This is a genomic window from Lolliginicoccus suaedae (assembly GCF_008312885.1).
GTDB lineage: Bacteria > Actinomycetota > Actinomycetes > Mycobacteriales > Mycobacteriaceae > Lolliginicoccus > Lolliginicoccus suaedae.
This window is the reverse complement of the sequence record NZ_VSSO01000003.1, coordinates 453,077-479,831: the sequence shown is the minus strand read 5'-3', so window position 1 is coordinate 479,831 and position 26,755 is coordinate 453,077. Positions and strand designations below refer to the sequence as shown.

Here is a 26,755-nt window from a genome sequence, read left to right as displayed (position 1 = left end):
AACCTCACTCTTCCGGAAGCCAGGCCGCAGCCAGCCGCGGACGCCCCGCCGCGGCTGGCCCGCCACTCCGCCGCGGATAGCCCCCGACCACCCCGAGACACAAGTGGCCCCCACCGCGAGGATGGGGGCCACTCGTGTCTAGCAGGTGACTAGGTCTGGGAGTCGTAGCCGAGGGAGATGTTCGGCATCTCGATCCCGCCGTCGGCGAGCTCGTCCCAGTGCTTGGCCATGTAGGCGGCGAGCCCGGCGAGGCCGAGCGCGCCCGCCGTGCCGATCAGGATCTGCGCGGCGCGGACCTTGCGGGACCGGCGTGGCTTGCTGGCCTTCGTGGCCTTGGGCGCGTTGTCGGCGTTGTCCTTGTTGGACTTGCGGAGCTGGCGCGCGGCGAGCAGGGATAGCTGCACGGGTGCGCTGGTGGCGACGGTTCCTGCCTGCTTCACCTTGTCAGTGAGCGTGGAGGAGTCGTCTTGGGTGCTGGTGTCGGGCTTGGTTTTGCCCAGGATTGCGGTCATTGTCTACCTCTCTGCGGACGGCAACGCTTCCAGCGTGCCACGACAGATATGGGTGTGGTGCCGGATTGGTGCGCTTCGCCCGGAGCAAGTTTCATGAATCCGGTCGATCGCTGGCTGGCCGCTAGCTCCCTGGCCGGGCCGGGTGCTGGGCGATGAAGTCACGGGTGGCGGCGGCAAGCTCGGCGGGGTGGGAGAACGGTGCCCAGTGGCCGGAATCGAGCGGGGTTCGGGTGAGCCGCGGGACGAATCGCGCGTAGTGGTCGTAGTGGCCGCGGAGGACTGCCCGATCGCGCTCGTTGATGATGGCTTGCACCGGGATGGTGACGGTGCGGGGCTCGGGTCGGCGGAGCGTGGGGGCGAGGTTGGCGCGGTAGCGGTTGACGCCGTTGGCCATGTCGTCCGCGAGGGTGTCGGCGGTGTGCACCTGGGCCGGGTCGAGGCCATCGAACTTGCCGAGGAAGCGGGGCCAGCGCTGGGAGAACCCGCGCCGGAGGACGAGCTCGGGGATCTTCGGGAGCTGGAACAGCCCGGTGTAGTAGGACGCGAGGAGTTGCTTGAGCGGTCCGGCGAGGTTGCGCGGGGTGGGCCGTGCGAGGTTCTCGTGCGCCCAGGACGCGAGGATGTCGAGGTTGGGACCCGAGGTGACGGTGAAGCTCGCGATGCGCTCGGCGGCCCTAGGCGATGCGGCCGCTTCCCATACTTCGACGCCGCCCCAGTCGTGGGCGAGCACATGCACTTTCTCGGTGGGGCTGACGGCATCGATGACTGCGTGGAAGTCGTCGGCCAGCAGGGGGAGCCGGTAGTCGGCGCGCCGTTCGGGGACGGTGGATGCCCCCGCGCCCCGGGTGTCATAGCTGATGACGCGGAATGTGTCGGCGAGCAGCGGTGCGACGTGGTGCCACAGCTCGTGGGTGTCGGGCCAGCCGTGGACCAGCACGAGTGTCTCGCCGCTGGGGTTGCCCTGCTCGAAGACGGCGAGGTCGATGTCGCCGTTGCGAACGGTGCTGCGGATTGGCGTGGTACTCAACGGTGGTCTCCGCTCGTGGATATGAGTGGGTGGCTGTGGCTAGGGGGCGGGGCGTTGCCAGGGCTTGGGCAGGAATCGGGTAGCGACCGTCGGTGGTCGCAGGATGATGGTGGGTCGCCGCAGGGTGCGCGCCCCCCATTCGCCAAGCACGACGCCGGCGGCGAGCGCGACGCCGATGGCGAACGCATTGCCGAGGTTGGTCAGGCCAGCCACCCGATCATCAGCGATGAGGTTGTAGAGGCCACGATAGACCGAGAGGCCGGGCAGCAGCGGGGTGATACCGGCGACAGCGACCACGAGCGGGGGAGTGAGAGCGCGCCGCGCCATGAGGCCACCGGCGAACCCAACGAGGATGGCGGCGGTGCCACCGGCGGCGACGTTGCCGGCTGATGCGCTGAGCGCCAGCAGGAACGTCAGCATTCCGGCACCTCCACCGAACGCGGCCGCGGTGAGGGCGCGGAGCTCGGCGTAGCTCGCGAGCGCGAAGAACATTGCGGCGGCAGCGGCCGCGGCGACCTGGACGGGCAACCGGATGAAGCCTTGCATGAAGCTGGCGTCGACCATGGGCAGCTCGATGCCGATCTGCTGGGTGATCTGCAGCGTCAGGGCCACCCCGGTGATGATGCCGCCGGTCATCATGACCACTTCGAGCAGGCGGGCGGATGCGGTGATCGGGGCGCCGGTGATGGCGTCCTGCACCGAGCCGACGAGGGAGAGCCCGGACAGCAGCACGACGATCCCGGTGGCGACGATCTGCGAGGGGAGCACGGTGATGCCGAGCACGTCCTGGAGCGAGTACATGACGGGCGCGGGGACCGTCGCGATCATGCCACCGACCACCTGCTGGTAGAACATCGGCAGTCCGAGCCGGTTGAGGTAGAGGTTGGTGCGATAGATCGCGATGGTGGTGAGGAACGATGCGAACGCCACGATGGGGCCCGCGCCGAGGAGGACAGCCACGGATGCGGCCATCCCCGCCCAGGCAGCGGTCGCCACCCAGCGGGGATAAGGGTGGGGCGCGGAAACGATCGTGTCGAGGATGCGGTGCGCCTGCGCGGGGGTGAGGAGCCGGTTGCGCATCTGCCGGATGAGGTGATCGACCGCGGCGAGCCGGGTGAAGTCGAGGGAGCGATGGTGCACCACGCGCATGGTGGTCGCTGGCGGCAGCGTGGGGCCGCGGTGCGCGGTGATGATGATCGAGTTGTAGGTGACATCGACCTCGCATTGCTCGAGGCCATAGGTCGACGCCACGAACTGGGTCTGCCATTGGGTGTCGATGGCACCGGTGCCGGAGTCGAGCAGCACGGAGCCCACGCGTACCGCGAGGTCGAGTGCTTCGGTGACGGCAGCGTCATCGGTGAGGTCGATGGGCTGCAGGGGGAGGATGGCTGGGGTCGCTGCGGTGTCGATGGTGGCGTGCGTGCCACCGGCTCCGCGGCCCAGTTTCCGCATCCAGTTCATTCTGGTGGGGATCCCCTTCCACGCGGGTGATCGCGTCTTGTGGTGTGCAGGTTCCATCATGTCTGGAACCCGGCCAAGAAGCTAAACCAATCTCTGGCGGGCTCGTATCCGGACATGCCCCGGCAACGGCTCGGGCAAAAGATGTCAGACCGGTAACGTACTGTGCACTCCGACTAGTCCCCGGTTCTCCGGGGAGGAGCAAGCACGGGACGATCGGTGGAGGTGCCAGGGTGGCTGAGCAGTTGACCTGCTTGGAGATCTGCGCGGGAGCAGGAGGCCAGTCACTGGGCCTGGAGCAGGCAGGGTTCGCGCATGAGCTCGCGGTGGAGCTCGAGCCGGAGCCGTGCGCCACGTTGCGCATGAACCGGCCAGGCTGGACCGTGCACGAGGGTGATGTGCGCGAGATCAAGGGCCGGGATTATCGCGGCATCGATCTGCTTGCCGGGGGAGTGCCGTGCCCGCCGTTCTCGATCGCCGGCCAGCAGCTTGGCGCGGACGATGAGCGTGATCTGTTCCCGGAGGCGCTGCGCCTGGTCGCGCAGGCCCGCCCGGCCGCGGTGATGCTGGAAAACGTGCGTGGCCTGTCCACAGCGCGCTTCGCGCCGTACCGGCAATCGATCCTCGAGAAGCTTGATTCCTTGGGCTATGACGCGGACTGGCAGGTACTGAACTCCTCCGAATTCGGCGTGGCGCAGCTGCGCCCCCGGTTCATCCTGGTGGCGGCGAAGCGTCGCTACATGAAGCGGTTCGAGTGGCCGGGCGCGAAGGGCACGCCGCCCACGGTGGGCGAGGCGCTGTACCCGATCATGGCGAGCAAGGGATGGCCCGGCGCGCAGCAGTGGGCGAAGCAAGCGAAGGGGATCGGGCCAACCATTGTTGGCGGATCCCGAAAGCACGGCGGCCCCGACCTCGGGCCGACCCGGGCGCGGGCTTCCTGGCTGGCGCTCGGCGTGGACGGCAAGGGAATCGCTGACTCGGTGCCCGGCGAGGACACCCCGGCCGACCATGTGCCAAGGCTCACCCTCGAAATGGTGGCCGCGTTGCAGGGCTTCCCGCCCGAGTGGCAGTTCTCCGGCCGCAAGACCGCGGCCTACCGGCAGATCGGCAACGCTTTCCCGCCGCCTGTCGCTGCCTCCATCGGTGCTTCCATCAAGCGGATGCTCGTCGCGAAGCCCGCGACACGTGTCCGCCGCCCCGCTGCTCCGAGGCATCTGCGCGCAGTCGGCTAGTGGCCTAGGACGCGCGCGAGTGTGGCAGCGCGGGCGCTGGCACGGAAGGGAGCTCCCCGGGCTGGGCCATCCGCCAGCGCTGCCGATCGAGCTCCACGGCTGGCAGACGGTCCTCGGGCCCGGCAGGCACCACCGCGAAGCTCACGAACTCGCCGGGACGCGGCACGACCGTCCCGAGGTCGGCTGCGATCTGCCGGTGAGCCTGGTAGTCACCGCCCGCGATGACGATTCCCTCGGCCTGCAACGTCGAGCGCGCTCCACCGTTGGCGCGGACCCTCTTCATGTAGTCGTCCTGCTCCGCCACGGTCGCCACTGTGTTCCTGCCGATGCGTCGGCCGGTGACGAGGCGGAACAACTCATTGACCCGGCGCTGCCCGGTCCGTGCCGCGAAGATCCGATCCACGATCTGCCGATCGACCCGCAGCAGCACGTTCGGGGGCAGCTCGGCATCGCGGAACAACCACACCACCGAGGCCACTCCTGCCGGTGTGAACGTCGTCTTCCCATCACGGTTGACACTCGTGCGGCACAAGCCGGGCATCGCCCGCGCCACCCCGAGGCTCCACGTGCCGTCCTCGTCGCTGGCGGTGCAGACCAGCACGAGCTGTCCCAGGGCTTCCGGCGGCAGCATCCAGCCACCCATGCGCTGCGAGAACTTGCAATCGACATCCAGGCCCTGGATGCGGTAGTCCAGCAGCGCCCCGTCCTCGAGCACGTCGCGGAACTCCCGCCGCAGATTGATCTCGATCAACGTGCCGAAATGCGTCTTCTCCGTCTTGTACAACTGGTCCCAGCGGTAGCGGCCCGTATGCTGCCCGTCGTACAACTGGTCGAACGTCGAGCGGAACACCGCGGCAAGCCGCTCGCCACCAGGGTCCGCGCCCCGCAGTGCCTCCACCACCACGTGGAGCGCCTCATCATCGGGCAGGACGACCGCGGGCCCCTGCCCGGGAGGCGCGAGATCCGAGGCGGCGAACAATGCCAGGCCGTCATCCTCGAGGCCCGCAGCGGGAATCGCCCCCGGAGCCGGTGCGGGCGAAGGGAGTGGCCATAATCCGTCGTTCACCCCCGACACTGTAGAGAACACCGCGACGCGGGCGAAACAGCCAGCAATACTGGACGTAGCGAAAGGAGCACTGCCCCGATGAAGCCTTCCCCGCTTGCCGCGAGCGAGCCCGCCGACCCGGATGACGCTGCCGGGAGCATGTATCTCCACACGGGCGGCGCGCGCATCCACTACGTGGTGCGCGGTGATGCTGCGGCTGAGCCGTTGGTGGTGCTGCACGGCAACGGCGAGGACCACACCACCCTCGAGGCGCAGATCGCTGCGTTCGCCCAGGAGTTCCGGGTGATCGCCATCGACACCCGCGGGCACGGTCGCTCCACCGCTGGATCAGCGCCCTGGGACTTTCCGCTGCTCGCGCGGGACACGTGCGCCGTCCTCGATGCGGAGGGCGCGCGCTCGGCCCGGTTCTTCGGCTACAGCGACGGCGGCAACATCATCCTGCAATTGCTTCTCGATCATCCGCAGCGTGTCCATTCCGCCGTGGTGGTCGGCGCGAACCTCGATCCGGCGGGCCTGCACCCCTGGGCACGCGCTTCGATGGTGGTGCAGAAGATGCTGCTCGGGGTGGTCTCGCGGAGGCTGCCGTGCGTGCGCCGGTCCGTCCGCAGGCTCGCGCTGATGACCGACCATCCGCGGATCGATCCAGTCCGCCTGCGACGCGCAGAGGTTCCCGTGCTCGTGATGGCGGGGGAGCGCGACGTCATCCGTGCAGGCCATACCGCGCTGATCGCACGGTCGCTCCCGGCCAGTGAGCTGCACATCCTCGCCGGTGCCGGGCATGACATCCCGATGGCGCGGGCAGGGGAATGCTCGCAACGAGCGCTGGAGTTCCTGCGCGCTGCCTGAGCCGGGGTCAGCGCCACCAGGTGTCGGCCGGGGTGACCGGCACCGTGCGCTTGTGCCGGGTGGCGAGGAACATGCCCTCGAGGCGCTCGGCGACCTGCTCGGAGACGTCCTTGCCCTCGAGATAGTCGTCGATCTCGTCGTAGGTCATGCCGAGGGCTGCCTCGTCGGGAAGAGCGGGCCTGCCGTCCTCGAGATCGGCGGTGGGGATCTTCGTCCAGATGCTGTCGGGGGATCCGAGGTGCTGGAGCAGTTGCCGTCCCTGGCGCTTGGTCAGCCCGGTCAGGGGAGTGAGGTCGACGCCTCCGTCGCCATGCTTGGTGAAGAATCCGGTGACGGCCTCGGCGGCGTGATCGGTGCCGACGACGAGCATCCCGAACTGCCCGGCGATGGCGTACTGGGCGATCATGCGCTCGCGAGCCTTGATGTTGCCGCGGACGAAGTCGCTGATCCCGTCGGCGCCGCCGGGCACCGCAGCGATGGCGGTGGAGCATTCGGCGCTGGAAGCGTCGGCTGCGGGCTTGATGTCGACGGTGATCGACTCGTCCGGCGCGATGAACGCGAGCGCGGTCTGGGCATCGTGCTCATCGGCCTGGGTCCCATGCGGGAGCCGGACCGCGACGAAGCGGGCATCGTGGCCGTTCGCGCGTAGTTGCTCGGCCGCGAGCTGGCACAGCTTGCCGGCCAGTGCGCTGTCCTGGCCGCCGCTGATGCCGAGGACGAAGCCGCGCGTGCTGGTGCTGATCGCGTAGTCGGCGAGGAAGGCGACGCGCCGCTCGATCTCGGTGGCGGGGTCGATGGCGGGGGCGACGTCGAGCTCGTCCTGGATGTGCTGCCGCAGATCGCTCATGGCACAACTCTAGTGCGCGCCGCGCTCGGCTTCAGGGCGCAGGTGGTCTCGCAACGCGCGGAGGGTGGAGAAGAACGTGTCGCGCTGCTCGGCGGGAATGCCGTCGAGGAAGCGCTTCTCGACGATCTCGAGGTGTCCGGGCAAGGTGTCGGTGAGGTGCGCGAGCCCGTCCGCGGTGAGGGCGGCGGTGGTGCCGCGGCGGTCGTCGGGGTTGGTCTCGCGGGCAACGAGGCCGCGGTTCTCGAGGCGGTCGACGAGGCGGGTGGCGCCACTGTTGGTGAGGCCTGCCTGCGCGGCGAGGTCGGACATGCGGAGCCGGTGATCCTGGTTGCGGCTGAGACGCAGGAGTGCTTCGAACTCGGCGGGGGCTAGCTGGTGGCTGGCGAGCTGTGCCGCGGTGTGGTCGGTGAGGGTGTTGTAGGTCTCCGCGAACAGGCCCATCAGGGTGATGCGGGGGTCGTGGAGGAGCTCGCGGTTGTCAGCCATGCTTCGATGCTAGGCCAGCAAGCCGCGAGTGTTATTGCTCCGGCAAAGAGATGTTGGCGGTGTCACATGACGAATTAAGTGATCGGCATATCTGCTGGACGAGGAATGACCAGGAACCGATGACCTCGTCGAACGTCTGGTTCTGGACGTGAACCTGGTGCAGCACAACGGGTGCGCTGATGACCGCGAGCAGCGACGTGGCGAGAATCGTCGGGCGGGGCACGGTGCCGAGCTGCCTCAGCAGGTGGGCGAGGTGCGCGTGATCGAGGTGGCGTGGCGGGGCGCCGAAAAGGTTCGCTGGGTCGCGGTCGGCGGCGCGCTGCAGCTCGCCGTGCTGGCGGAGGAACTCGATCCGGGCGGTGCCGAACGCCACGAGACGATGCTCGGCCGGGGCGCCGGGACCGAGCGGAGGGGGACCTGCGAGGAAGCCGTGCTGGAGCTCCCGCTCCTCGGTGTCGAGCAGCGCCTGCAGCAGTCCGGCGCGACTGCCGAAGCGGCGGAAGATGGTTCCCTTGCCCACGCCCGCGGCCTGCGCGAGGCAATCCATGGTGAGGCTGTCGGCTCCTCCCTTGGCGAGGAGCGTGCGCGCGCTATCGAGGATGCGCTGCCGGTTGCGCGCGGCATCGGAGCGTTCGCCCTCGGCCTCCTGGCCCGCGAGGGGCCGGGGCTCGGGCAGCAAGGGGAGTGCATCCACGCCGTCATGGTAACGGGGCGAGCGGAATGTGATTCGCGGCACACCTGGCGCCGGAGCGGAAGTAATCGGACTGCGGTCCGGTTGAAAGTTTCGAAAGGGGCCAGGCGATCCCGCCGCCAGCCACCACCCCCAGTTTCACGGAGGAAGCCATGACCGCATCGACCACCATTGCCGTCCTTGTCGGAAGCACCCGCACCGACTCGCTGAACCACCAGCTGGCCCGCCTCGCCGCGGACAACGCCCCCGGTTCCGTCACCGTCACCGTCGTGGACGGGCTCGCGTCCGTGCCCTTCTACTCCGAGGATCTCGACAGCCCCGCCAGCATCCCCGCCGCCGCTGCAGCTCTCCGTGAAGCAGTGGGCGCCGCCGATGCGGTACTTCTCGTCACCCCCGAGTACAATGGCACCTTGCCCGCTGTTCTGAAGAATGCCATTGACTGGGCCTCCCGACCCTTCGGCGAGGGAGCCATCAAGGACAAGCCCGTCGCCGTGGCGGGAATCTCGGCAGGACAGTACGGCGGGAAGTGGGCTCATGACGATGCCCGCAGGTCGGCCGGAGTGGCGGGCGCCCGAGTGGTCGAGAACCTTACCCTCTCCATCGGCGGTGCCTACCAGCGCTTCGCCGAGAACGGACCTGCGGACGATGCCGAGCTCGTGGACCAGATCCGCGAGGTCGTCGCGGAGCTCGCGAACGCGGTAGCGGTTGCGGCATAGCCGGGACCCTTCCGTGGCCGATATAGTGTCAGCCGACATCGCTAAGCGGAAGAGGGATCCCCATGAAGGTTCGTAAGTCATTGCGCGCGCTCAAGCAGAAGCCCGGCGCCCAGGTCGTCCGGCGGCGCGGCAAGGTGTACGTCATCAACAAGAAGGAGCCGCGCTTCAAGGCTCGCCAGGGCTGAGGCCACGTGAAGCACCTGGCTCGAGAAAGCCGGCTGTTGTTCACGTGTGACCCAACCACGCCTCGCCGAGCGCCCGCGTGCGGTAGACAAGGACCAGGAGTTCGCTGATCCCCGAAACCGCGCGCGGGCGCTTGAGCGAGGAGACCAAACGGTGAGTAGATTGCCCGGCGCCAAAGGTGCCTTCCCCGGGTTCGTGGCAACAACACCACGCGCCCAGCATTGCCTCACCGTGCTCATCCGCGGCGGCGAGTTCCGCAGCGGAGATTTTGTCGTACCCATCAGCGACGGTGGCCTCAAGATCAGCGGCGGAGTCACCGACGGGAAGTTCGTCCCACCATCCGACGGCAGCCACGGCATCTACGGCGAGTCGCTCGTGGTCCCCGGCGGAGTCACCGGCGTCAACGCCGTCTCCCGCTTCCTCGGCAACATGGGCACCGTCACCTCGCGCGTCGAGGCGGTCAAGCCACTGGTCATCAATGACCTCCTGGCCTTCGACCTGACGCTTTTCCTCCGCATCCACGTCCACAACCCCCTCGTGGGCGGTGACTGCTACATCGGCACCCATGCCAAGCCCCTGATCGTGCGCATGCAGCGCTTCGAGGGCGCCGAGAACATTCCCCGGCTCATGCGCAAGGGCATCCCCGGCAGCGTCATCGGCATCACCAACGTCAACGTCGCCGCCAAGGGCTTCCCCGTCCCGTCCGTGAGCGGAGCCGGCCCGATGGGCGCGTTCAATACCGTCGTCAATCTCCGCGCGAGCCTGCCCAACGCGGGAACCACCTCGAAGCTGTCCGTTCGCACCGAGGCCTTCCTCGCGCAGAACCCCGACTTCACCGGCGACTGAGCCGCGCTGCCTGGCGGGCTCGCGGCCCGCTCGCGCGTTGCCGGGGTGAGCCGCGCCCACCACCGTGAGTGTGCGAAAAACGACGCGAAAGTCGCGAGAAGCTGTCGTTTCTCGCACACTCGTGGGGCCAGTGGGGCAGGTGAGTTCAGGGGCGCGCGCCAGGTCCCGCCGCGAGCGCACCCTCGCCGGGACGCCCTAGCCCTGCTCGTCCCGCCGCGGCCGACCAGGCCGGTTGATCGGCCGCGCATCGCGCGGTTCCCGGCCCGCATCGCGCAGTGCCGCGCGCAATAGGTACTCGACCTGCGCGTTCGTGCTGCGCAACTCGTCCGCCGCCCACTTCGCTATCGCATCGTGAACGGCGGGATCGAGCCGCAGCAGGATCTTCTTCCGCTCCATGGCTACTGGTAGAGCGAGCCGGTGTTCACCACGGGCTGCGCGTCGCGATCCCCGCACAGCACCACGAGCAGGTTCGAGACCATGGCAGCCTTGCGCTCCTCGTCGAGCTCGACGACCGAATCCGCCTCGAGGCGGGCGAGCGCCTGCTGCACCATCGTGACCGCGCCCTCGACGATGAGCTGCCGGGCCGCGATGACCGCACCGGCCTGCTGGCGGCGCAACATGGCCTGGGCAATCTCCGGAGCGTAGGACAGCCGCGTGATGCGGGACTCGATGACCTCTACCCCGGCCGAGGTGACGCGCGCGGCGATCTCCTCGGCGAGCTTCGCGTTGATCGCGTCGGCGTTCTCCCGCAGCGAGAGCTGGCCCGATGAATCGTATGGATAGCTGCCGGCGATGTGCCGCACCGCGGCCTCGGTCTGGAACGCGACGAACTCGACGAAGTCATCGACCGCGAAGACTGCCCGGGCGGTGTCCTTGACCTGCCACACCACCACGGCGGAGATCTCGATGGGATTGCCGTCCACATCGTTGACCTTGGACTTCGTGGTCTCGTGATTGCGGATGCGCACCGACACCCGCTGCCGCTGCGTCAATGGATTGACCCAGCGCAGGCCCGGGATGCGCACCGATCCGCTGTAGTTGCCGCCGAGCACCTGCAGCACGCGCGCCTCGTTGGGCTCGACGAGCGTGAGGCCCACCAGCATGAAGATCGACGCGATGATGACGAGGATCCCGATGACCGCCAGCGCGATGCCTGGTGCCGCCGCATCCTGGCCGAGCGCCACGCCGCCGAGGAGCATCGCCACCCCGGCGAGGATGCCGACGATCCCGCCGCCGAGGATGGGCCAGCCGTTGAGGTTGAGGGCATCCCGCTCGCTGATGGACGGGGCTGGGATGACTGGGGTGCCCGCGGTGCTGTCGGGCGCCGTGCGTGATTCAGGCATGGAAGGCTCCTTTCCGAGCTGCTGATGCCAATATGATATCACTTTTCACAGCTTTGTGAAAAGTGTGAGCATGGCTGCCCGCTCGCGAGCCCCAGTCGCCGAGCCCCAGCCACGCGAGCCCCAGCACCCGAGCCCCAGCCTCAGGGCTCCTTGCGCACGATCGCGAGGATCTCGGGCCCGCGATCATCGAGCATGCGCGTCGCGAGGCGCCCACCGTAGAACCACGCGGCAGCGCCCGCTCCACCGCCGATCGGTACCGCCAGCCACGCCAGCCAGCCGCCCGGGGCGGTCAGCGCGAGCATCATCACGAACACTCCCACCACCAAAGCGATGGCAACGATCCCGGACAGCAGCGCGGAACCATTGAACGAGCCGCGCGTGGAGAACGGATTGCCCTGCTTCGCCGACGGCACCGGATACGGCGCGGCAACAGAGGCCACCACCACGATCGCGGAACCCATCCCGAGCGCGAGCAGCGAGGATCCCGCATCGAAGGCAAGCGCATCGATCCCGCGACCAAAGAACACGTAGCGCACGAGGATCGTGCCCAGCAGCACTGGAGCTGCCAGGATCAGCCACGCCAGTTGCTTGCCGCGCACGTCCACCCGCGCCCCGCCGGGTGAGACCAGTACCTGCCACAGCGATGGGCCGTCGAGGCCATAGAGGTTGAGCCAGGCGCTCACCAGCAGGATCGTCAGGATGAAACCGGCCATCGCTAGGTATCCCGCGAACGCCTCGGATATCGACGGACCGGCGAAGATCACCAGCAGGAAGACCGGCACGATCAGCATGAGCGCCTTGCGGCGCGGATCGCGCCACGAGAGAAGCAGTTCCTTGCGCGCCGCTGCCACGACAGGCGCCGACGCGCCGGAGAGCCGCGAGGAGCCATGCTTGGACGACTCCGCGCCACCCTGCTCGGGCCACCGCAGTTGTCGCGCGAACAGGGGAGCCCAGGCCGCGGCGAGCACGGTGATGAGCGCGGCGAGCGCCAGCACCATGCCCAGGGCCGGTCCCCAGTGTCCCGACTCGGCGAGCGCCGAGGCCGTGGTCGCCCAGCTGAACGGCATCGCGCGCAACGCTGTGCCCAGCCACGGGGGATCGCCATCGACGACGAGCGGAACGATCAGCTGCAGGCCCACGTAGAGCAACCACAGCACAGCGCCGAGAGCAACGGTGACGATCATCGCGGCATCGCGGGCCCGGCGGCTCGTCGCCGCTCCGGCGAGCAGCAGCATCACCAGGCGCGAGAGCCCCACGATGAACAAGGCCTGCAGCGCGACCGCTGGCACCGCGACCAATAGCGCGAGCGGGGCGTGGACCAGGGCATGCAGCGCCGGGGCCGCGAGGCCCACGATCGCCAGGGCTGCCGGGACCGTCAGCAGGGAAGTCGCGAGCATGGCTCGGGCGAGCGGCCTCGCGGGCAGTGGGAGCAGTGCGAAGTGCACGGGCCGCAGCCCGCCCCCGGAGATGCCGGCGACCATCGGCGCGAAGATCCACGCCAGGCCCCAGCCGATCGCGATCAGGGCAAGGAGGTCATGATCGGCGCCGGGGCGATCGAGCGAGACGAGTCCCACCGAGAGGGATGCCAGCGCGACCACTACCCCCAGGAACCCAGCCAGCACCTTCACCACGAGCGCGTTGCCGGTGAGCTGGTGGCGCGCCATCCTCCAGCGCATCGCCAGCACCGTCCGAGCCAGCCCAGCCTGGTCCAGCGCGGGTTGTCCCATGGTCGGCTGTCCGGGTGCAGGTCGTTCTAGCGCAGCCATTGCAGTTCTCCCTCATCATCGGTGCGGCCACCGACGAGGCGGACGAACGCATCCTCGAGGGAGTCCGCTCCGCGCACCTCGTCGAGGGAGCCGCGCGCGACGATCGAGCCCTCGGCCATGATCGCGACATGGCTGCACAACTGCTCGACCGTGGCCATCACGTGGCTGGAGAGGATGACGGTTCCCCCGCCGGCCACGTAGCGCTGCAGGATTCGCCGGATGGTCGCCGAGGACACGGGATCGACAGCCTCGAAGGGCTCGTCGAGCACAAGGAGCCGGGGGGCATGGAGCATCGCTGCGGCCAGGCCGATCTTCTTGGTCATCCCCGCGGAGAAGTCGGCGACGAGCTTGTCGCGCGCCTCGGCGAGCCCGAGCACGTCGAGCAGCTCGGTCGTCCGCTGATCAACGACTGCGGGAGCCATGCCGCGCAGGAGCCCCTGGTAGCGCAGCAGCTCGGCGCCGGTGAGGCGGTCGATGAGCGTGAGCCCGTCCGGGAGCACTCCCGTCAGCGATTTCGCTGCCACCGGGTCCCGCCAGGTGTCGTGGCCGAACACGCTCGCCCGCCCGATGTCGGGACGCAGCAGCCCCGTGCACATTGCCAGGGTGGTGGTCTTGCCCGCCCCGTTGGGACCGACGAGCCCGAAGAACGATCCCGCTGGAACGTCGAGAGTGATGGAGCGGACGGCTGGTTGCTGGCCGTAGGACTTGGCGAGCCCCGCGATCTCGAGGGCATGTGCGCCTGCCATGGGGAGGCCTCCCGGTATTCGTGACAGTGTGTGTTCCTCTGTGGATCCTCCCTGCCCGCGTACGGGTCCGCCACTCGAGGGCGATGCATGGGGCTTGGAACATCGATATGCTGATCATGCATCGAGCGATGTGATCCACGACATAGCATCGAGGGATGCTGGGCCAGGGCGGAGGCCGTGCCCTCGGCTGGTCGTCCCGAGTGGCCCACGTCTTGCTCAGCAGATCGAGAAGAGGAGAACGATGTTCGACAGCAGCGACGAAACACATGCCCGGCTCGAGCGCGCGCGGGCGGCGGAAGTGGTGCGCGGCCGCCATCACTGCGACTGGATCCCCGAGATCAAGAAAATGTCGGACGACGAGGCGCTTCCGCTGCTGCTGGAGATTATCTCCGCCGCCGAGGAATCCACCAAGATCGCTGGCTGGGCAATGCCCCGCATCTATACCCACATGGCTGCGGACATCTATGAGCGCCAGGGCCAGAAGGGCAAGGCCGTCGAGATCTGTGATCGTTATCTCGATCATGTGGAGAAGTTCCGCAAGCATGAGCCCGAGGGCGGCGATCGGGGAGTGGCAGAAATCATTGAAGTGCGCGATCAAATGAAATCCTGATGTGGTAGCGATCCGCTGACGGCCACGACCCGCGCAGTCCTGCGTTGCGAGCCCGCGACCGGTCGGCCGGAGGGCCAGCTGGCGCAGTGATCGCAGGGGTCGGCCAGGAAACCCGATGAGGCCCGCTGCATCGCATGGACGTTCATGCGATGCAGCGGGCCTGCTGCTGCGCGGGGGGCGTCGTACTGCAGCCCGCGGGCCGGGAAGGGCGCCTCATCGTGATTGCAGGTGCGCTTGCCGGCTGCCGCGGCAGCCCGCTGGGGCAAGTGGCCAGGTCACGCCTGGTGGCGCTCGCGGGGTGGCCCGTGGCACCGGGCAGGGGCCGAATGACACCCGTGTCATTCACCTCGTCGCAACATCTGGGACACCCGGCGTGGCGACACGCCAGCATTGGCCTTGGCGGGGGCTCGCGACCTGCGAATATCAGGATTGTCATTACAAGATATGCGATTCGCTTGCAGTGTCAGGCACTAGGTGTAGTGTCTACGACAGAGCAGCACCCCCAAGGGTGGCGGTCGGAGGGGAAGCCGATCGGAGGCCTCGAAAGGTGCCGCTCAGCCGGTCCTGGGCCGGCTTTTGTCCGCTGTAAGGCGGGCTGAGGACACTGGAGCGAGCGCCGATAGGCGCCGAGATGAAAGAGGTCGGCAGCAGATGAGCATCACTGTCTACACCAAGCCCGCATGCGTGCAGTGCAACGCGACCTACCGCGCCCTCGACAAGGAGGGCCTCGAGTACGAGGTCATCGACATCACCGAGGACGACAGCGCGCGTGACTTCGTGATGGCGCTCGGCTACCTCCAGGCCCCCATCGTCGTGGCGGGCGACAACCACTGGGCGGGCTTCCGTCCGGATCGGATCAAGGAGCTCTCCGCCGTCGCGGCTTGAGGCCAGCGCGCGGTGGGCATGCCCCGCGCAGCGCGCTGGGGAGCCAGCGCGAACTGGGTGCCGGGAGGCGCGCGGGAGGTCGGGCAATAATTACGTGGCGGTGAGAGCAATGGCAAATATTGTTTACTTCTCCAGCATTTCGGAGAATACGCACCGTTTCGTGAAGAAGCTCGGCCTTCCTGCTTTTCGGATACCCACTCACAGTGAAGGCGAAGTTCTTGAGGTCGACGACCCCTATGTGCTGATCCTCCCCACTTATGCGGGCGGAAAAGACGCGCAAGGTCGACACCTGGGGGCTGTGCCTAAGCCGGTTATTCGGTTTCTCAACAATCCGCATAACCGGGAACTTATCCGTGGCGTCATTGCTGCGGGAAACACCAACTTCGGCGATGCCTTCGGCGTCGCCGGGGACATCATCTCGACGAAGTGCAAGGTGCCCTACCTGTACCGGTTCGAGCTGATGGGCACAGCGGAGGACGTGCATCGCGTCCGCGAGGGATTGGAACAGTTTTGGCACCGACACTCACCACTCACATGAACCCGGCACCCGTGCGCCAGGACGAGCCAGAGCTCGACTACCACGCGCTCAACGCCATGCTGAACCTGTACAGCCCTGACGGCAAGATCCAGCTCGAGGCTGACACCGCCGCCGCGCGGCAGTACTTCCTGCAGCATGTCAACCAGAACACCGTGTTCTTCCACGACCTCGACGAGAAGCTCGACTACCTCGTCGAGAAGGACTACTACGAGCCCGAGGTCCTCGACCAGTACGACCGCGAGTTCGTCAAGTCGCTGTTCCAGCGCGCGTACAAGAAGAAGTTCCGGTTCCCGACGTTCGTCGGCGCGTTCAAGTACTACACCAGCTATACCCTCAAGACCTTCGACGGCAAGCGCTACCTCGAGCGCTTCGAGGACCGTGTCTGCATGGTCGCGCTCAGCCTCGCCGCGGGCGACACCGCGCTCGCCGAGCGACTCGTCGACGAGATGATCTCCGGCCGCTTCCAGCCCGCCACCCCCACCTTCCTCAACGCGGGCAAGAAGCAGCGCGGCGAGCCGGTGAGCTGCTTCCTCCTTCGCATCGAGGACAACATGGAGTCCATCGGGCGCTCCATCAACTCGGCGCTGCAGCTGTCCAAGCGCGGCGGGGGAGTGGCACTGCTGCTGTCCAACATCCGCGAGTATGGCGCGCCGATCAAGAAGATCGAGAACCAGTCGTCCGGCGTGATCCCGGTGATGAAGCTGCTCGAGGACTCGTTCTCCTACGCCAACCAGCTCGGCGCGCGGCAGGGCGCGGGCGCGGTCTACCTGCATGCCCACCACCCCGACATCTACCGCTTCCTCGACACCAAGCGCGAGAACGCGGACGAGAAGATCCGCATCAAGACGCTCTCCCTCGGCGTGGTGATCCCCGACATCACCTTCCACCTCGCGAAGAAGAACGAGGACATGTACCTGTTCTCGCCGTACGACGTCGAGCGTGTCTACGGGGTGCCCTTCGCGGACATCGACGTCACCGAGAAGTACTACGAGATGGTCGACGACCGGCGCATCCGCAAGACCAAGATCAAGGCGCGCGAGTTCTTCCAGACCATCGCGGAGCTGCAGTTCGAGTCCGGCTACCCGTACATCATGTTCGAGGACACCGTGAACCGGGCCAACCCGATCAAGGGCAAGATCACGCACTCCAACCTGTGCAGCGAGATCCTCCAGGTCAGCACGCCGAGCCGGTTCAACGACGACCTCTCCTACGCGGAGATCGGCAAGGACATCTCCTGCAACCTCGGCAGCCTCAACATCGCCAAGACGATGGACTCGCCCGATCTCGGCGCGACCGTCGAGACCGCGATCCGCGGGCTCACCGCCGTCTCCGACCAGACGCACATCAACTCGGTGCCGTCCATCGAGCATGGCAACAATGAGTCTCACGCGATCGGCCTCGGCCAGATGAACCTGCACGGCTACCTCGCCCGCGAGTACATCCAGTACGGGTCCGACGAGGGCATCGACTTCACCAACATCTACTTCTACACGGTGCTCTTCCACGCGCTGCGCGCCTCCAACCGCATCGCGATCGAGCGGGGCAGCTACTTCAAGGGCTTCCCGGAGTCCAAGTACGCCTCCGGCGAGTTCTTCGACAAGTACACCGAGCAGGAGTGGAAGCCCAAGAGCGCGCGGGTGCAGCAACTGTTCGAGAGCGCGGGCATCCACATCCCCACCCCGGATGACTGGCTCGAGCTCAAGGCATCGGTTCAGGAGCACGGCATCTACAACCAGAACCTGCAAGCAGTGCCGCCGACGGGATCGATCAGCTACATCAACCACTCCACGTCGTCGATCCACCCGATCGCCTCGAAGATCGAGATCCGCAAGGAAGGCAAGATCGGTCGCGTCTACTACCCGGCGCCCTACATGACCAACGACAACCTGGAGTACTTCCAGGATGCGTACGAGATCGGCTACGAGAAGATCATCGACACCTACGCGGCGGCTACCCAGCACGTGGACCAGGGCCTGTCGCTGACGCTGTTCTTCAAGGACACCGCCACCACGCGCGACCTGAACCGGGCGCAGATCTACGCCTGGCGCAAGGGCATCAAGACGCTCTACTACATCCGGCTCCGCCAGATGGCGCTCGAGGGCACCGAGGTCGAGGGCTGCGTGAGCTGCATGCTGTAGCGCTCCGCCAGAACTGTCGGAGTGATCCTGTAGACCTATCCGCGTGACCCCACGCCAAGGCTCGGGATCCCGGTCCCGCCCGCTGCCCGGGCTGCAACCCAGGCAGCGGGACCGGGACCACCGCACACGGAACGACCGCACAAATGAACAAGGCCCGGCTGCTGCAACAGCCGGGCCCCCGGCCCCAGCACGCGCCAGGACCCATTCAGAGAACACCAGGGTAAGCGAGCACGGCCCCGTCAGCAATACGACGGGGCCGGTATGGGGCATATCCATGCGAAAGGAATGCCAACCCGTGACCACCGCGATCACCCGGCCCGCAGCCGCGCACTACCTTGTCGGCCAGCATCCCAGTAGCCCGTACCGCAGCCCCGTCACCGGCCGCACCGACCGGGGCCCCGGGTTCCAGCGCCGCATCCCTATCGCGGGCACCGCCGAGTTCAAGGAACGCATGCAGCCGGTGCTCGACCGGCTCCGCCCCTACTGCTCCGGGCAGCCCGCAGACGACGCGGCCCGCTACCTCGAGCAAGCCTGGGCGAGCGCCACCAGCGAGGTTCTGCCGCAGGACCTGCGCTCCACGATGGCCGCGATCCTCGCCTGGGGCGAGCGCGTCGTACTGGTGTAGGGGACGGCAGGCTCACCGCAAACGCGATGGAAACCGCCGGGATCCTCGCGCGGCTTCTATCGCGCTTGGCGATTTCCCTTGCTTCTGCCCTGGCTCGGCCGCGCATTGCAATCTCCCTGCGCTCGCATACGATCGGACCCATGGCGCATGACGTGATCATCGTGGGGGCCGGGTTCGGCGGCATGGGTGCCGCGATCGAGCTGGACAAGATGGGTATCGACGACATCGTCATCCTCGAGCGCGAGGACGACCTGGGTGGCACATGGCACGTCAACCGCTACCCGGGCCTCGCCGTCGACATCGCGTCCGTCACCTACTCGTACTCGTTCGAGCCCAATCCGAACTGGTCGCGCCTGTACGCGCCAGGCTCGGAGCTCAAGGCATACGCGAGCCACGTCGCCGACAAGTACGGCCTGCGCCGACGCATGCGATTCGGAGCCGACGTGACCGGCGCCACCTGGGATCCGGACGAGGCCGAGTGGGAGGTCGCACTGGAGGGCGGCGAGACCCTGCGTGCGCGGTACCTGATCACCGCCACGGGGTTCCTCAGCCAGCCCAAGCTGCCCGACATCGAGGGCATCGAGGACTTCGCCGGCACGGTCATCCACAGCGCGAAGTGGGACGACGAGGTCGACCTCGCGGGGCGGCGGATCGGCGTGATCGGCACCGGCGCCACCGGTGTGCAGCTCGTGCCGGAGCTGGCCAAGGTCGCCCAGCACCTCACCGTGTTCCAGCGCACGCCGATCTGGGTGGTGCCGAAGGTGGATTTCTCGATACCCGCGCCCGTGCGTACGGTTTTCGGCGCGCTGCCGATCACCCAGCGCGCGGCCCGGTTCGCCAACTCGGTCGCGCTCGAGGCGCTCAACACCGTGGGCGTGCTCAACTACAAGCACGGCCACCGGTTCAATGATCTCGCCGCGTTGCTCGCCAAGGCACACATGTTCGCCCAGGTGCGTGAGCGCCGGACCCGCGCCGCGCTGACCCCGCGATACTCGTTCGGTTGCAAGCGGCCCACCTTCTCCAACACCTACTTCCCCGCCTTCGCGAGGCCCAATGTCACGCTGGAGCCCACGTCGATCCGCCGGGTGCTCCCGGGCGGTATCGAGATGGCCGACGGGACCGTGCACGAGATCGACACCCTCGTTCTAGCGACGGGCTTCTCGCTGTGGGAGAAGAACTTCCCCGCGATCGAGGTCACCGGCCGCGACGGCTGCAACCTGGGCGAGTTCTGGCGCGCGACTAGGTTCCAGGCGTACGAGGGCATGGCTGTGCCGAAGTTCCCCAACTTCTTCAGCCTGCACAGCCCCTACAGCTACACCGGGCTGTCGTACTTCTGGACCATCGAGACGCAGATGGTGCACCTGCGGCGCGTGTTCGAGGAGATCGATCGCCGTGCAGCGCGCACCGTCGAGATCACCGAGCAGGCCAACGCGGCATTCCTGGAGACCATGACGGGCCGCCTGGGCCGATCGGTGTTCCAGCTGGGCTCCTGCGAGGGCAGCCGCAGCTACTACTTCGACCCCCACGGCGAGGCGACCCTGCTGCGCCCCAGCTCAGTGCTCGGGGCGCAGCGCGACGCCCGGACCTTTCCCATCGACGACTACGCGTTCCACTGACCGAGCATCGCGAACTGCTCGGACAGCGCGCGGCAGTCACGCCCTAGTTGCTCGTGTAGAGGAACTCCTGGTAGTCGCTGAGGCGCGAATCGACCGTTCCCTCGACCAGGCCCGTCCAGAGACCATTGGCTGCTTCCTGATCGAGGTAGACCACGCTCTGGGTGCCCTCGAAGCCCGTGCCGGTATAGGGAGCGGTGAGGAATGCCAAGGAACTGGTATCGATGTCGCGGAGCTGCCAGGCGAGCTGGAGCATCCGCGTGGTGGTGAGCGTGTCATCGAGGGAGACTGATTGCTGCACCGCATCGATGAAGCTCCGCGCCGTGGTGAAATCGATCAGCGATACGTCGTCCTTGATGGTGCGGAGCATGCCCGCGAGGTAGGACTGCTGGAGCTGTACCCGATCGAAATCACCGCGCGGCAGGTTCTCGCGCTGCCGGACGTAGGCGAGGGCTGTCTCGCCGTCCATGCGCTGGGGCCCGGCACGGAACTCGCGGCCGTGGTAGGTCGAATCGAAGGGCACGGTGACGGTCACGCCGCCCAGCGCATCGGTGATGGTCTCGAAGCCGATGAAGTCCACGATGGCGAAGTGATCGAGGCGGACGCCGGTGAGCTGCTCGACGGTCTGGATGAGCAAGGCCGGGCCGCCGAGCGCGTAGGCAGCGTTGATCTTGTTCATGCCGTGCCCGGGCACATCGACCCAGCTGTCACGCGGGATGCTGACCAGATGCGTGCGGTCGCTGCTCCCGTCGACCCTGGCGAGCATGATCGTATCCGTGCGGGCGCTTCCCTCGCTCGCGGTGGCAGCCTCGCCGGTGGTCGGTCCTGCTGCACGCGCATCGGTTCCCATGATGAGGAAGAACGTGGCCGGGTCTCCGCCGGAACCGCCGGGTGGCCGGGAGTCCTCGTCGAGGTCAGCAAATACACCGTCGATGCGGTCGAAGCCGCCGAGCACGCGGTCGAGAGCGAGCCGTGCGATGAGCGCACCGGCGAGCATCGACACGATCAGGGTGATGGCGAGGATCGCTAGTCCCTTGCGCGACCGGATCATCGCCCGCTCGGGGCGTCGGGGGCGAGGGATGGTGCGGAAGCCATGGGTTGTGCCTATCTCCGTGCGGGGGAGGGGATCGGCACTCAGTATTGCATCAGAGTGTGGGTGTTTTGGGGGAATCCGTGGTGCTTGGCGCAAGCATGCCGAGAACGATATCCACCTTGGCCGCGATCTCCTCCGCGATCCTGCGGTGCGTCGCGGGGCCCTGCCGGAATGGATCGAGGATGTCGGGCGCATCCACCGCCTGGGGCACGCGGGTCCGCGCGATGGCGAGCTCGCGGATCGTCCGGACGCTCACCTGCGAGGCGATGAGCGCTGCCTCGGAGAGGGTGAACGTGCGGAGGGTCGCGGCGGGGGCGGTGGCGAGGACGCGGTCGCGGTGCGCGCGCTCCATCACCAGGATCAGGTCCGCGTTCCTCGCGTCCGTAGTGGTCAGCGCACGGGCAGCAAAGCCATCCGAGGTGCCGCCGAGGGCTGCGAGAGCCTCCGCAGCGTCGGGATCCATGGGGTAGCCGACCAAGGCGTGCGTGCCGACGCTCGTGGCTTCGATCGCCGTGCCGTGCTGCTCGGCCCAGTGGCTCGCGTAGCGCTCGGCGAGGGGGGATCGGCAGATGTTCCCGGTACAGACGAACAACACCCGCATGGTGCTGATCGTACGCGGTGGGGCGCGCCGCGGGGCTGCCGGTGGCGAGCGGGGCTGGGAAAGTCTCTGAATGTGGCGTTCCTGCCACTGGATCTGTGCCTAGGATCGTCTGGTTCGTCCGGTAAAACCCCGAGTCATTGAACGCCCGTGCCTTTGAACCCCTGTGCCTGGATCGCTGGGCCGCGAGACGTCAGGAACCCCGAACATGGCAAACCGCATGGCGAAGGCGCTCGCATCGCGCGTGCTCTCGCGGTTCCTCGGCGCGCTGCTCCAGGCGCTCGCGTTCTTCGTCATCGCGAGGCAGGTCGGCGCGACAGACTTCGGCTGGTTCGCCCAGGGCATGGCAGCGGGCTACGTCGGCGCGGCCCTCGCGGGCCTGGGCCTGGCCAACCGCGTGCTCACCGTCAACGGCCATGACGACCCCACTGGCGTGGCGGGTGCCTTCCTCCACGTCCGGACCGCCACCATCCCGATCGGCGCGGCCCTCGCCGCCGGGGGCATCGCGCTGCTCGGATTGCCGTTCAGCATGATCGTCATGCTCGGCGCGGCGGTCGCGGTGCTCGACAACTATGTCGATTTCCTCCAGTCCGCGCTCGCCGGCCTCACCCGCGACGGCAGGGCTGTCATCGTGATCCTCGCGCAGCGCGCCCTGCCGCTCGCGGTGCTGCTCGCAGCACTGGCCGTGGAGCCCGGGATGATCATCGCTGCCTTCGTCGCGGGCACCGCGCTGAGCGGAGTGGTGGGACTCGTCCTCGCGGCCGCATCCACGACCAGGCCAGCGACGTATCGCGTGGTCCGGGAGAGGGCGATGGGCTTCTGGTTCTCAGGGATCGCTTCGAGCCTGCCGCAGCTGCAGCCAGCGGTAGCAGGCGTGGTGCTCGGGCCCGCTGTCGCCGGTGTGTACGCGGTGGCGGTGCGGGTGACCAGCCCGCTGGCGATCGTCCCGATCGGCATCCAGACGATCCTGGTGCCGCGCATCTCGACCGCGGACCAGGCGCGGGTGCGCGCGGTGACGAAGCAGGCCTACATCGCCTCGGCCTTGTACGCGGTACTGCTCGCGGGGCTCGCCCTGCCGCTGGGCTGGGCTGTGGGCCGGGCCCTGGGCGAAGGATTCGATCATGTTGTCTCGCTCGTGGCAGCCTTCACCGTGATGTCGGGTGCCGCCGCCCTCGCGCAGGTCAACTATGGCCGGCTCATCGCGCGCCACCGGGCCGGGCTCGGCGCCACGATCGTGATCGTCACGACCATCCTCAATCTCGGCTTCCTGTGGCTCATCGGCGACCTCGCCGGGGCAGCCTGGCTGTGGACGGTCCCGTTGATCGGCAGCGTCCTGGGGGTCGCTGCCTTTAGCATCGCCGATGCCCGCACCGCGCCCACCGACCAAGGAGCAACCGATCGTGGCTGATCTCGCCGCCCACCTGTCCGCCGACCTGGCCCGCTACGCCGATGGGCACCGGCTCTCGCTGCCGCGGGCGCTGAAGGTCCTGCTGGCCAATCCGGGCGCGCGGGCATCGCTGCTGCTGCGCTTGCAGGAGAGCTCCGCGCTGTCGAAGTCGGGAGGCTGGCGCAAGCTGCTGCGGCAGGTGACGCTGCTGCTGACCGGGGCGGACTTCGTGCCGGGGTGCCGCATCGGCCCGGGGCTGATGATGCAGCACCCCAACGGCATCGTGATCAGCGGCCGCGCGATCATCGGCGCGGGCGCCACCATCCTGCAGCAGGTCACCGTGGGGGAGGCGATCGGCTCGGACGGAGCGGCGCCGCGAGCACCGAGAATCGGCGATGGCGTGCTGCTTGGTGCGGGCTGCAAGGTGCTCGGCGGGGTCGAGGTCGGGGATGGGGCCGCGGTCGGCGCGAACGCCGTGGTGCTGCAGGCGGTACCTGCTGGCGCGGTCGCGGTGGGCGTGCCCGCTCGGATCATCCCGGCTCGGCGCGGCGCGGGGGCGTAGCGGCTGCAGCCCCGGCCTCCGGCGCAAACGCGATAGAAGCCGCAGAGAAAACCACCGGATTTCTATCGCGTTTACCAGCTTCCAGTGCTTTTGCGGCAAATCCACAAGCCCGCCGCCGCAACGGCGCGGCACAACTACCCGAGGAGCTTGTCGCGGAAGTCGCGGGCACCGTCGCTGTCGAGGATGGGCGGCGCGGGCTCGTCCAGCATCGCTGCCATGGTGGCGCGCAGCGATTCCACGTCGAGGGGGCACCAGCGCGCACCGGTGCCGATGATGGCGACGTCATCGCGCAGGGAGCGTGCCCCGGCGGCGAGGACGCGGGTGCCCGCGCGGGTGGCCTTGGAGAGGATGCCGCTCGACCCCTCGTTGGAGTGGGCGAGCACGACGCAATCGACGGCGGCCACGGCGGCGTCGACCTGCTCGTTCTCGAGGAAGTCATCCACCACGGCTACGCGGGCGCCGGATTCGCGGGCCGTGGTGATGGCGCGGGCGAGCGAATCCGCGATGTCGCTGCTGATCCGCCCGGCGATGAGCAGTCCGGTGCGGCGGTGGTCGAGATGGGCGAGGGCATCGAGCACGAGGTCGACGTTCTTGCGGCCGGTGATGGCACCGATCACGCCGAACCAGAAGCGGTCGTTGTCGAGGCCGGCGAGCGCGCGGAGATCGGCGATGGCGGTGTCGCTGGCGTCGATGATGGCGGGGTCGCTGACCTCGTGCGCGCCGGCGGGGCGAAGGGCGCTCGCGAGGGTGTAGATGGCGGTTCCGGGACGCTTGCGCAGCACGGCCATGATGGTGCGCTTCACCACGGATGCGACCGTCGAGCGGGCTCCTCCCTGGCTGCCGGGGCGCATGACGAGCAGGGTGGCGGGCACGGGGAGGCGGCGCCAGCCGTGGCGGAGGAACCCGGGCAGCAGGGTGTCGGCGTCAGGCACCACGATGCGATCGCAGCGGTGCTCGCGCGCGGCACCGAGGATGCCCGCGACGGTGATCGCGGGATCGGTGACGACGTCGATCGTGTCCTCGATGGGCGCGAGGTGGATGCGGTACTCGGTGGAGGCGGGCGCGTCCGGGTGCAGGAGCACCGTGGCCCGACCGCCCTGCTCGTGAGCGGCCGTGGCGAGCAGCGCGATGTACATCAGCCGGTGGCCGTGGTGGGTGCGCTCGACGAGCAGGGGGCGCGGTGGGGGTGCCATGGTGTTCTGGTCAGATCTTCCCGGCGGCGCGGAGCTGCTCGATCTCGTCGATCAGGGTGTGCATGGCCTCGAGGTGGTCGCGCTCGTCCTGCTCGGTGGGGAACCTGCGCCCTACCTCGCGGGCGGGGCTGCCAGCGACGACGGCGAAGGGTGGCACGTCCTTGATGACGACGGAGCCCGCGGCGACGACGGCCCCATCGCCGATGGTGACGCCGCTGAGCACGGTCGATCCAGCTCCGATGTAGACGTCGATGCCGATGGTGAGGATGTCGTCGGGGGTGAGGTCGCGGTCGCCGATCCAGGGTGTGGCGGGGACGGGCATGCCCACTGCATCGAGGGCGTGGTCGCGGCGGCCGACGATGACGGTGTGGTGGGAGATGCCGCTGAAGGAGCCGATGGTGCCGTTGACCTCGATGCGCGTATCGGGGCCGATCTTGACGAAGTGCCCGATCTCGAGGCTGTGGGTGGCGAAGATGGTGCAGCCGCGGCTCGGCCAGAACTGGTGGCCATGGGTGACCTTGCCGGAGATGGCGGAGCGGCGGATCATCGCGCGCATCCGTTGCTGGAGCGCGGCGGGGAGGCGGGATTGCCGCTTGAGGATGGCCTCGAACCGCTCGACCGTCATGGGGGCCACTGCGGGCCTGGAACCGGGGGTGCTCATCGGGGGTCTGCTCCTCGCAGTGCGGCGATGACGCCAGTGGCCATCGCTTCGGCGGAGTAATTGTCGTGGACGTAGGCGCGGAGATCCTCGCCGTTGATCTGGTCGGGATTGTCGTGAGCGCGGACGAGCGCGGTGGCGAGGCCATCGTCGGTGGTGGCGTCGTAGTAGAGGACGCCACCGGTGCGGTCGAGCTCGATCTCGGGGGCGTGCAGCTCGTTCTCCGAGACCACGATCGGGACGCCGAACCCGAGGCTCTGGGTGATGGAGAGGCCCGCGTAGCCGGGGGAGACGCTGCAGATGGTCTCCGCGTAGAGGGCGCGCAGCGCGGCGGCGTCGTACACGCCGGGGAGGAACTCGGTGGCGGCGGTGATGCCGAGGTCGGCGGCGAGCTTGGCGAGCGCGGGCTTCTCCGGGCCGTCGCCGACGATGGTGAGGGTGGCGCCGCGGTCGGCGAGCCCGGATCGCGCGAACCCGGTGAGCAGGCGGTCGATGGATTTCTCGGCGACGAGGCGGCCGACATAGAGGATGCGGTGGCGTCGCGCGGTCGTGTCGATCGGGGCGAGGTCGGCTTGCCGGTAGAGGGCGTTGGGCGCGACCCAGACCGGCTGGCCGGGCAGCTCGGACTTCGCGAAGTCCACGCTGGCGTAGTCGTAGATGATGGTGCCGTGCGCGAGGCGGCGCATCACTTTCCGCACCCGGGCGGTTGGGGAGCTGCGACCGGCGCGGGGGAACAGGTGCCCCCAGGCGACGGTGCGGCGGCGCAGCAGCCGACGGGCGGCGAGGAAGAACCAGGCGCTGAGGTCGCGCGGGTTGAGATCAACAACGAGCACCTCGGCGGAGATCGCCTCGCTGAAGTGGCCCCATTGCCACAGCACCTTCCGGCCGAGCAGGAAGTGGTTGCGCACCGTGACGAGATTGGGGGACGCGGTGCCGGTGCGCACGGTCTCGGTGATGTGGGCGTCGCCGGCCCAGTGGGTGACGGTATCGCCGAGCTGCTCGTCGATGACGTCGACGCAGGCCTGCCGGTACCGGGGTACCACGGGCAGGTAGATGCCGTGCTTGACGCGCGCGGGGCGGGCCATGGTGT

At 68.1% G+C, this 26,755-nt stretch carries 29 protein-coding genes; 13 read left to right on the top strand and 16 right to left on the bottom strand.

Features of this window, described 5'->3' with window-relative positions:
* Nucleotides 1–149 precede the first annotated feature (149 nt).
* The 3 genes from FXO18_RS11340 to FXO18_RS11330 form a co-directional block, all read right to left on the bottom strand.
* A complete protein-coding gene (locus FXO18_RS11340; protein WP_149361201.1) occupies nt 150–512 on the bottom strand; it encodes a hypothetical protein in 363 nt (120 codons plus the stop codon).
* Between the two features lie 121 nt (nt 513–633).
* Nucleotides 634–1,539, bottom strand: coding sequence for an alpha/beta fold hydrolase (locus FXO18_RS11335; protein WP_149361200.1), 906 nt, complete (start codon nt 1,537–1,539; stop codon nt 634–636).
* Between the two features lie 39 nt (nt 1,540–1,578).
* Nucleotides 1,579–2,991, bottom strand: coding sequence for a threonine/serine exporter family protein (locus FXO18_RS11330; RefSeq protein ID WP_407936466.1), 1,413 nt, complete (start codon nt 2,989–2,991; stop codon nt 1,579–1,581).
* 239 nt (nt 2,992–3,230) lie between these two features.
* Here FXO18_RS11330 and FXO18_RS11325 point away from each other — a divergent pair, with 239 nt between their 5' ends.
* A complete protein-coding gene (locus tag FXO18_RS11325) occupies nt 3,231–4,229 on the top strand; it encodes a DNA cytosine methyltransferase (RefSeq protein WP_235900617.1) in 999 nt (332 codons plus the stop codon).
* A 4-nt stretch (nt 4,230–4,233) separates the two neighbouring features.
* Here FXO18_RS11325 and FXO18_RS11320 read toward each other — a convergent pair whose 3' ends face one another.
* Nucleotides 4,234–5,295 (bottom strand): NaeI family type II restriction endonuclease, encoded by a 1,062-nt coding sequence (locus FXO18_RS11320; protein WP_235900616.1) that lies wholly within the window; start codon nt 5,293–5,295, stop codon nt 4,234–4,236.
* A gap of 78 nt (nt 5,296–5,373) precedes the next feature.
* On the opposite strand from FXO18_RS11320, the gene FXO18_RS11315 reads away from it, so the two are divergent.
* Nucleotides 5,374–6,141 (top strand): alpha/beta fold hydrolase, encoded by a 768-nt coding sequence (locus FXO18_RS11315; protein ID WP_149361198.1) that lies wholly within the window; start codon nt 5,374–5,376, stop codon nt 6,139–6,141.
* Nucleotides 6,142–6,148: 7 nt separating this feature from the next.
* On the opposite strand, the gene nadE is transcribed toward FXO18_RS11315, so the two are convergent.
* Genes nadE through FXO18_RS11300 form a run of 3 tightly spaced genes read right to left on the bottom strand, consistent with a single transcriptional unit; the run spans nt 6,149 to nt 8,168 of the window.
* A complete protein-coding gene (gene nadE / locus FXO18_RS11310; protein ID WP_149361197.1) occupies nt 6,149–6,988 on the bottom strand; it encodes an ammonia-dependent NAD(+) synthetase in 840 nt (279 codons plus the stop codon).
* Between the two features lie 9 nt (nt 6,989–6,997).
* Nucleotides 6,998–7,474 (bottom strand): MarR family winged helix-turn-helix transcriptional regulator, encoded by a 477-nt coding sequence (locus tag FXO18_RS11305; protein WP_149361196.1) that lies wholly within the window; start codon nt 7,472–7,474, stop codon nt 6,998–7,000.
* A 31-nt stretch (nt 7,475–7,505) separates the two neighbouring features.
* Nucleotides 7,506–8,168 (bottom strand): TetR/AcrR family transcriptional regulator, encoded by a 663-nt coding sequence (locus FXO18_RS11300; RefSeq protein ID WP_223114689.1) that lies wholly within the window; start codon nt 8,166–8,168, stop codon nt 7,506–7,508.
* 149 nt (nt 8,169–8,317) lie between these two features.
* Here FXO18_RS11300 and FXO18_RS11295 point away from each other — a divergent pair, with 149 nt between their 5' ends.
* From FXO18_RS11295 to FXO18_RS11285, 3 genes are all read left to right on the top strand, one after another.
* A complete protein-coding gene (locus tag FXO18_RS11295) occupies nt 8,318–8,881 on the top strand; it encodes an NADPH-dependent FMN reductase (protein WP_149361195.1) in 564 nt (187 codons plus the stop codon).
* 62 nt (nt 8,882–8,943) lie between these two features.
* Complete coding sequence (gene ykgO / locus FXO18_RS11290; protein ID WP_149361194.1) at nt 8,944–9,066, top strand: type B 50S ribosomal protein L36; 123 nt, start codon at nt 8,944–8,946, stop codon at nt 9,064–9,066.
* Nucleotides 9,067–9,217: 151 nt separating this feature from the next.
* On the top strand, nt 9,218–9,910 hold the full coding sequence (locus FXO18_RS11285) for a hypothetical protein (RefSeq protein ID WP_187774323.1): 693 nt from the start codon (nt 9,218–9,220) through the stop codon (nt 9,908–9,910).
* 195 nt (nt 9,911–10,105) lie between these two features.
* On the opposite strand, the gene FXO18_RS11280 is transcribed toward FXO18_RS11285, so the two are convergent.
* The 4 genes from FXO18_RS11280 to FXO18_RS11265 all read right to left on the bottom strand — a co-directional run bounded on the left by FXO18_RS11280 (nt 10,106) and on the right by FXO18_RS11265 (nt 13,765).
* The gene (locus tag FXO18_RS11280) at nt 10,106–10,306 is read right to left on the bottom strand and encodes a hypothetical protein (RefSeq protein ID WP_149361192.1); all 201 of its coding nucleotides are present in this window, start codon (nt 10,304–10,306) and stop codon (nt 10,106–10,108) included.
* Nucleotides 10,307–10,308: 2 nt separating this feature from the next.
* Nucleotides 10,309–11,253, bottom strand: coding sequence for an SPFH domain-containing protein (locus tag FXO18_RS11275; protein ID WP_187774322.1), 945 nt, complete (start codon nt 11,251–11,253; stop codon nt 10,309–10,311).
* Between the two features lie 140 nt (nt 11,254–11,393).
* Nucleotides 11,394–12,929: a hypothetical protein gene (locus FXO18_RS11270; protein ID WP_223114682.1), complete on the bottom strand. Its 1,536-nt coding sequence runs from the start codon at nt 12,927–12,929 to the stop codon at nt 11,394–11,396.
* Nucleotides 12,930–13,006: 77 nt separating this feature from the next.
* Complete coding sequence (locus tag FXO18_RS11265; protein WP_149361190.1) at nt 13,007–13,765, bottom strand: ABC transporter ATP-binding protein; 759 nt, start codon at nt 13,763–13,765, stop codon at nt 13,007–13,009.
* A 241-nt stretch (nt 13,766–14,006) separates the two neighbouring features.
* On the opposite strand from FXO18_RS11265, the gene FXO18_RS11260 reads away from it, so the two are divergent.
* The 6 genes from FXO18_RS11260 (at nt 14,007) to FXO18_RS11235 (ending at nt 20,177) form a co-directional block, all read left to right on the top strand.
* Complete coding sequence (locus FXO18_RS11260; RefSeq protein WP_149361189.1) at nt 14,007–14,375, top strand: hypothetical protein; 369 nt, start codon at nt 14,007–14,009, stop codon at nt 14,373–14,375.
* Between the two features lie 651 nt (nt 14,376–15,026).
* Nucleotides 15,027–15,260 carry a glutaredoxin-like protein NrdH gene (gene nrdH / locus FXO18_RS11255; protein ID WP_149361188.1) on the top strand — a complete coding sequence of 78 codons (234 nt, stop codon included), beginning with the start codon at nt 15,027–15,029 and terminating at the stop codon, nt 15,258–15,260.
* A gap of 109 nt (nt 15,261–15,369) precedes the next feature.
* Nucleotides 15,370–15,798: a class Ib ribonucleoside-diphosphate reductase assembly flavoprotein NrdI gene (gene nrdI, locus FXO18_RS11250; protein ID WP_149361187.1), complete on the top strand. Its 429-nt coding sequence runs from the start codon at nt 15,370–15,372 to the stop codon at nt 15,796–15,798.
* The gene (gene nrdE, locus FXO18_RS11245; protein ID WP_149361186.1) at nt 15,795–17,936 is read left to right on the top strand and encodes a class 1b ribonucleoside-diphosphate reductase subunit alpha; all 2,142 of its coding nucleotides are present in this window, start codon (nt 15,795–15,797) and stop codon (nt 17,934–17,936) included. The genes nrdI and nrdE overlap by 4 nt, the downstream gene beginning before the upstream one ends.
* Nucleotides 17,937–18,231: 295 nt before the next feature.
* Complete coding sequence (locus FXO18_RS11240; protein WP_149361185.1) at nt 18,232–18,561, top strand: hypothetical protein; 330 nt, start codon at nt 18,232–18,234, stop codon at nt 18,559–18,561.
* A 140-nt stretch (nt 18,562–18,701) separates the two neighbouring features.
* Nucleotides 18,702–20,177, top strand: coding sequence for a flavin-containing monooxygenase (locus FXO18_RS11235; RefSeq protein WP_149361184.1), 1,476 nt, complete (start codon nt 18,702–18,704; stop codon nt 20,175–20,177).
* A gap of 43 nt (nt 20,178–20,220) precedes the next feature.
* Here FXO18_RS11235 and FXO18_RS11230 read toward each other — a convergent pair whose 3' ends face one another.
* Both FXO18_RS11230 and FXO18_RS11225 read right to left on the bottom strand, forming a co-directional pair.
* Nucleotides 20,221–21,225 carry an LCP family protein gene (locus FXO18_RS11230; RefSeq protein WP_187774321.1) on the bottom strand — a complete coding sequence of 335 codons (1,005 nt, stop codon included), beginning with the start codon at nt 21,223–21,225 and terminating at the stop codon, nt 20,221–20,223.
* Nucleotides 21,226–21,319: 94 nt separating this feature from the next.
* The gene (locus tag FXO18_RS11225; protein WP_149361182.1) at nt 21,320–21,868 is read right to left on the bottom strand and encodes an arsenate reductase/protein-tyrosine-phosphatase family protein; all 549 of its coding nucleotides are present in this window, start codon (nt 21,866–21,868) and stop codon (nt 21,320–21,322) included.
* A gap of 205 nt (nt 21,869–22,073) precedes the next feature.
* On the opposite strand from FXO18_RS11225, the gene FXO18_RS11220 reads away from it, so the two are divergent.
* Nucleotides 22,074–23,273 (top strand): hypothetical protein, encoded by a 1,200-nt coding sequence (locus FXO18_RS11220; protein WP_149361181.1) that lies wholly within the window; start codon nt 22,074–22,076, stop codon nt 23,271–23,273.
* Nucleotides 23,266–23,814, top strand: a complete 549-nt coding sequence (locus tag FXO18_RS11215; RefSeq protein WP_187774320.1) for a serine O-acetyltransferase — start codon at nt 23,266–23,268, stop codon at nt 23,812–23,814. Before FXO18_RS11220 ends, FXO18_RS11215 begins: the two co-directional genes overlap by 8 nt.
* 134 nt (nt 23,815–23,948) lie before the next feature.
* Here the strand turns inward: FXO18_RS11215 and FXO18_RS11210 are convergent, their stop codons facing one another.
* Genes FXO18_RS11210 through FXO18_RS11200 form a run of 3 tightly spaced genes read right to left on the bottom strand, consistent with a single transcriptional unit; the run spans nt 23,949 to nt 26,750 of the window.
* Nucleotides 23,949–25,007 (bottom strand): glycosyltransferase, encoded by a 1,059-nt coding sequence (locus FXO18_RS11210; RefSeq protein ID WP_149361179.1) that lies wholly within the window; start codon nt 25,005–25,007, stop codon nt 23,949–23,951.
* A gap of 10 nt (nt 25,008–25,017) precedes the next feature.
* A complete protein-coding gene (locus tag FXO18_RS16220) occupies nt 25,018–25,668 on the bottom strand; it encodes a DapH/DapD/GlmU-related protein (RefSeq protein WP_328593430.1) in 651 nt (216 codons plus the stop codon).
* Entirely contained in the window at nt 25,665–26,750 is a 1,086-nt protein-coding gene (locus FXO18_RS11200) for a glycosyltransferase family 4 protein (RefSeq protein WP_149361178.1), read from the bottom strand. The genes FXO18_RS16220 and FXO18_RS11200 overlap by 4 nt, the downstream gene beginning before the upstream one ends.
* Nucleotides 26,751–26,755 lie beyond the last annotated feature (5 nt).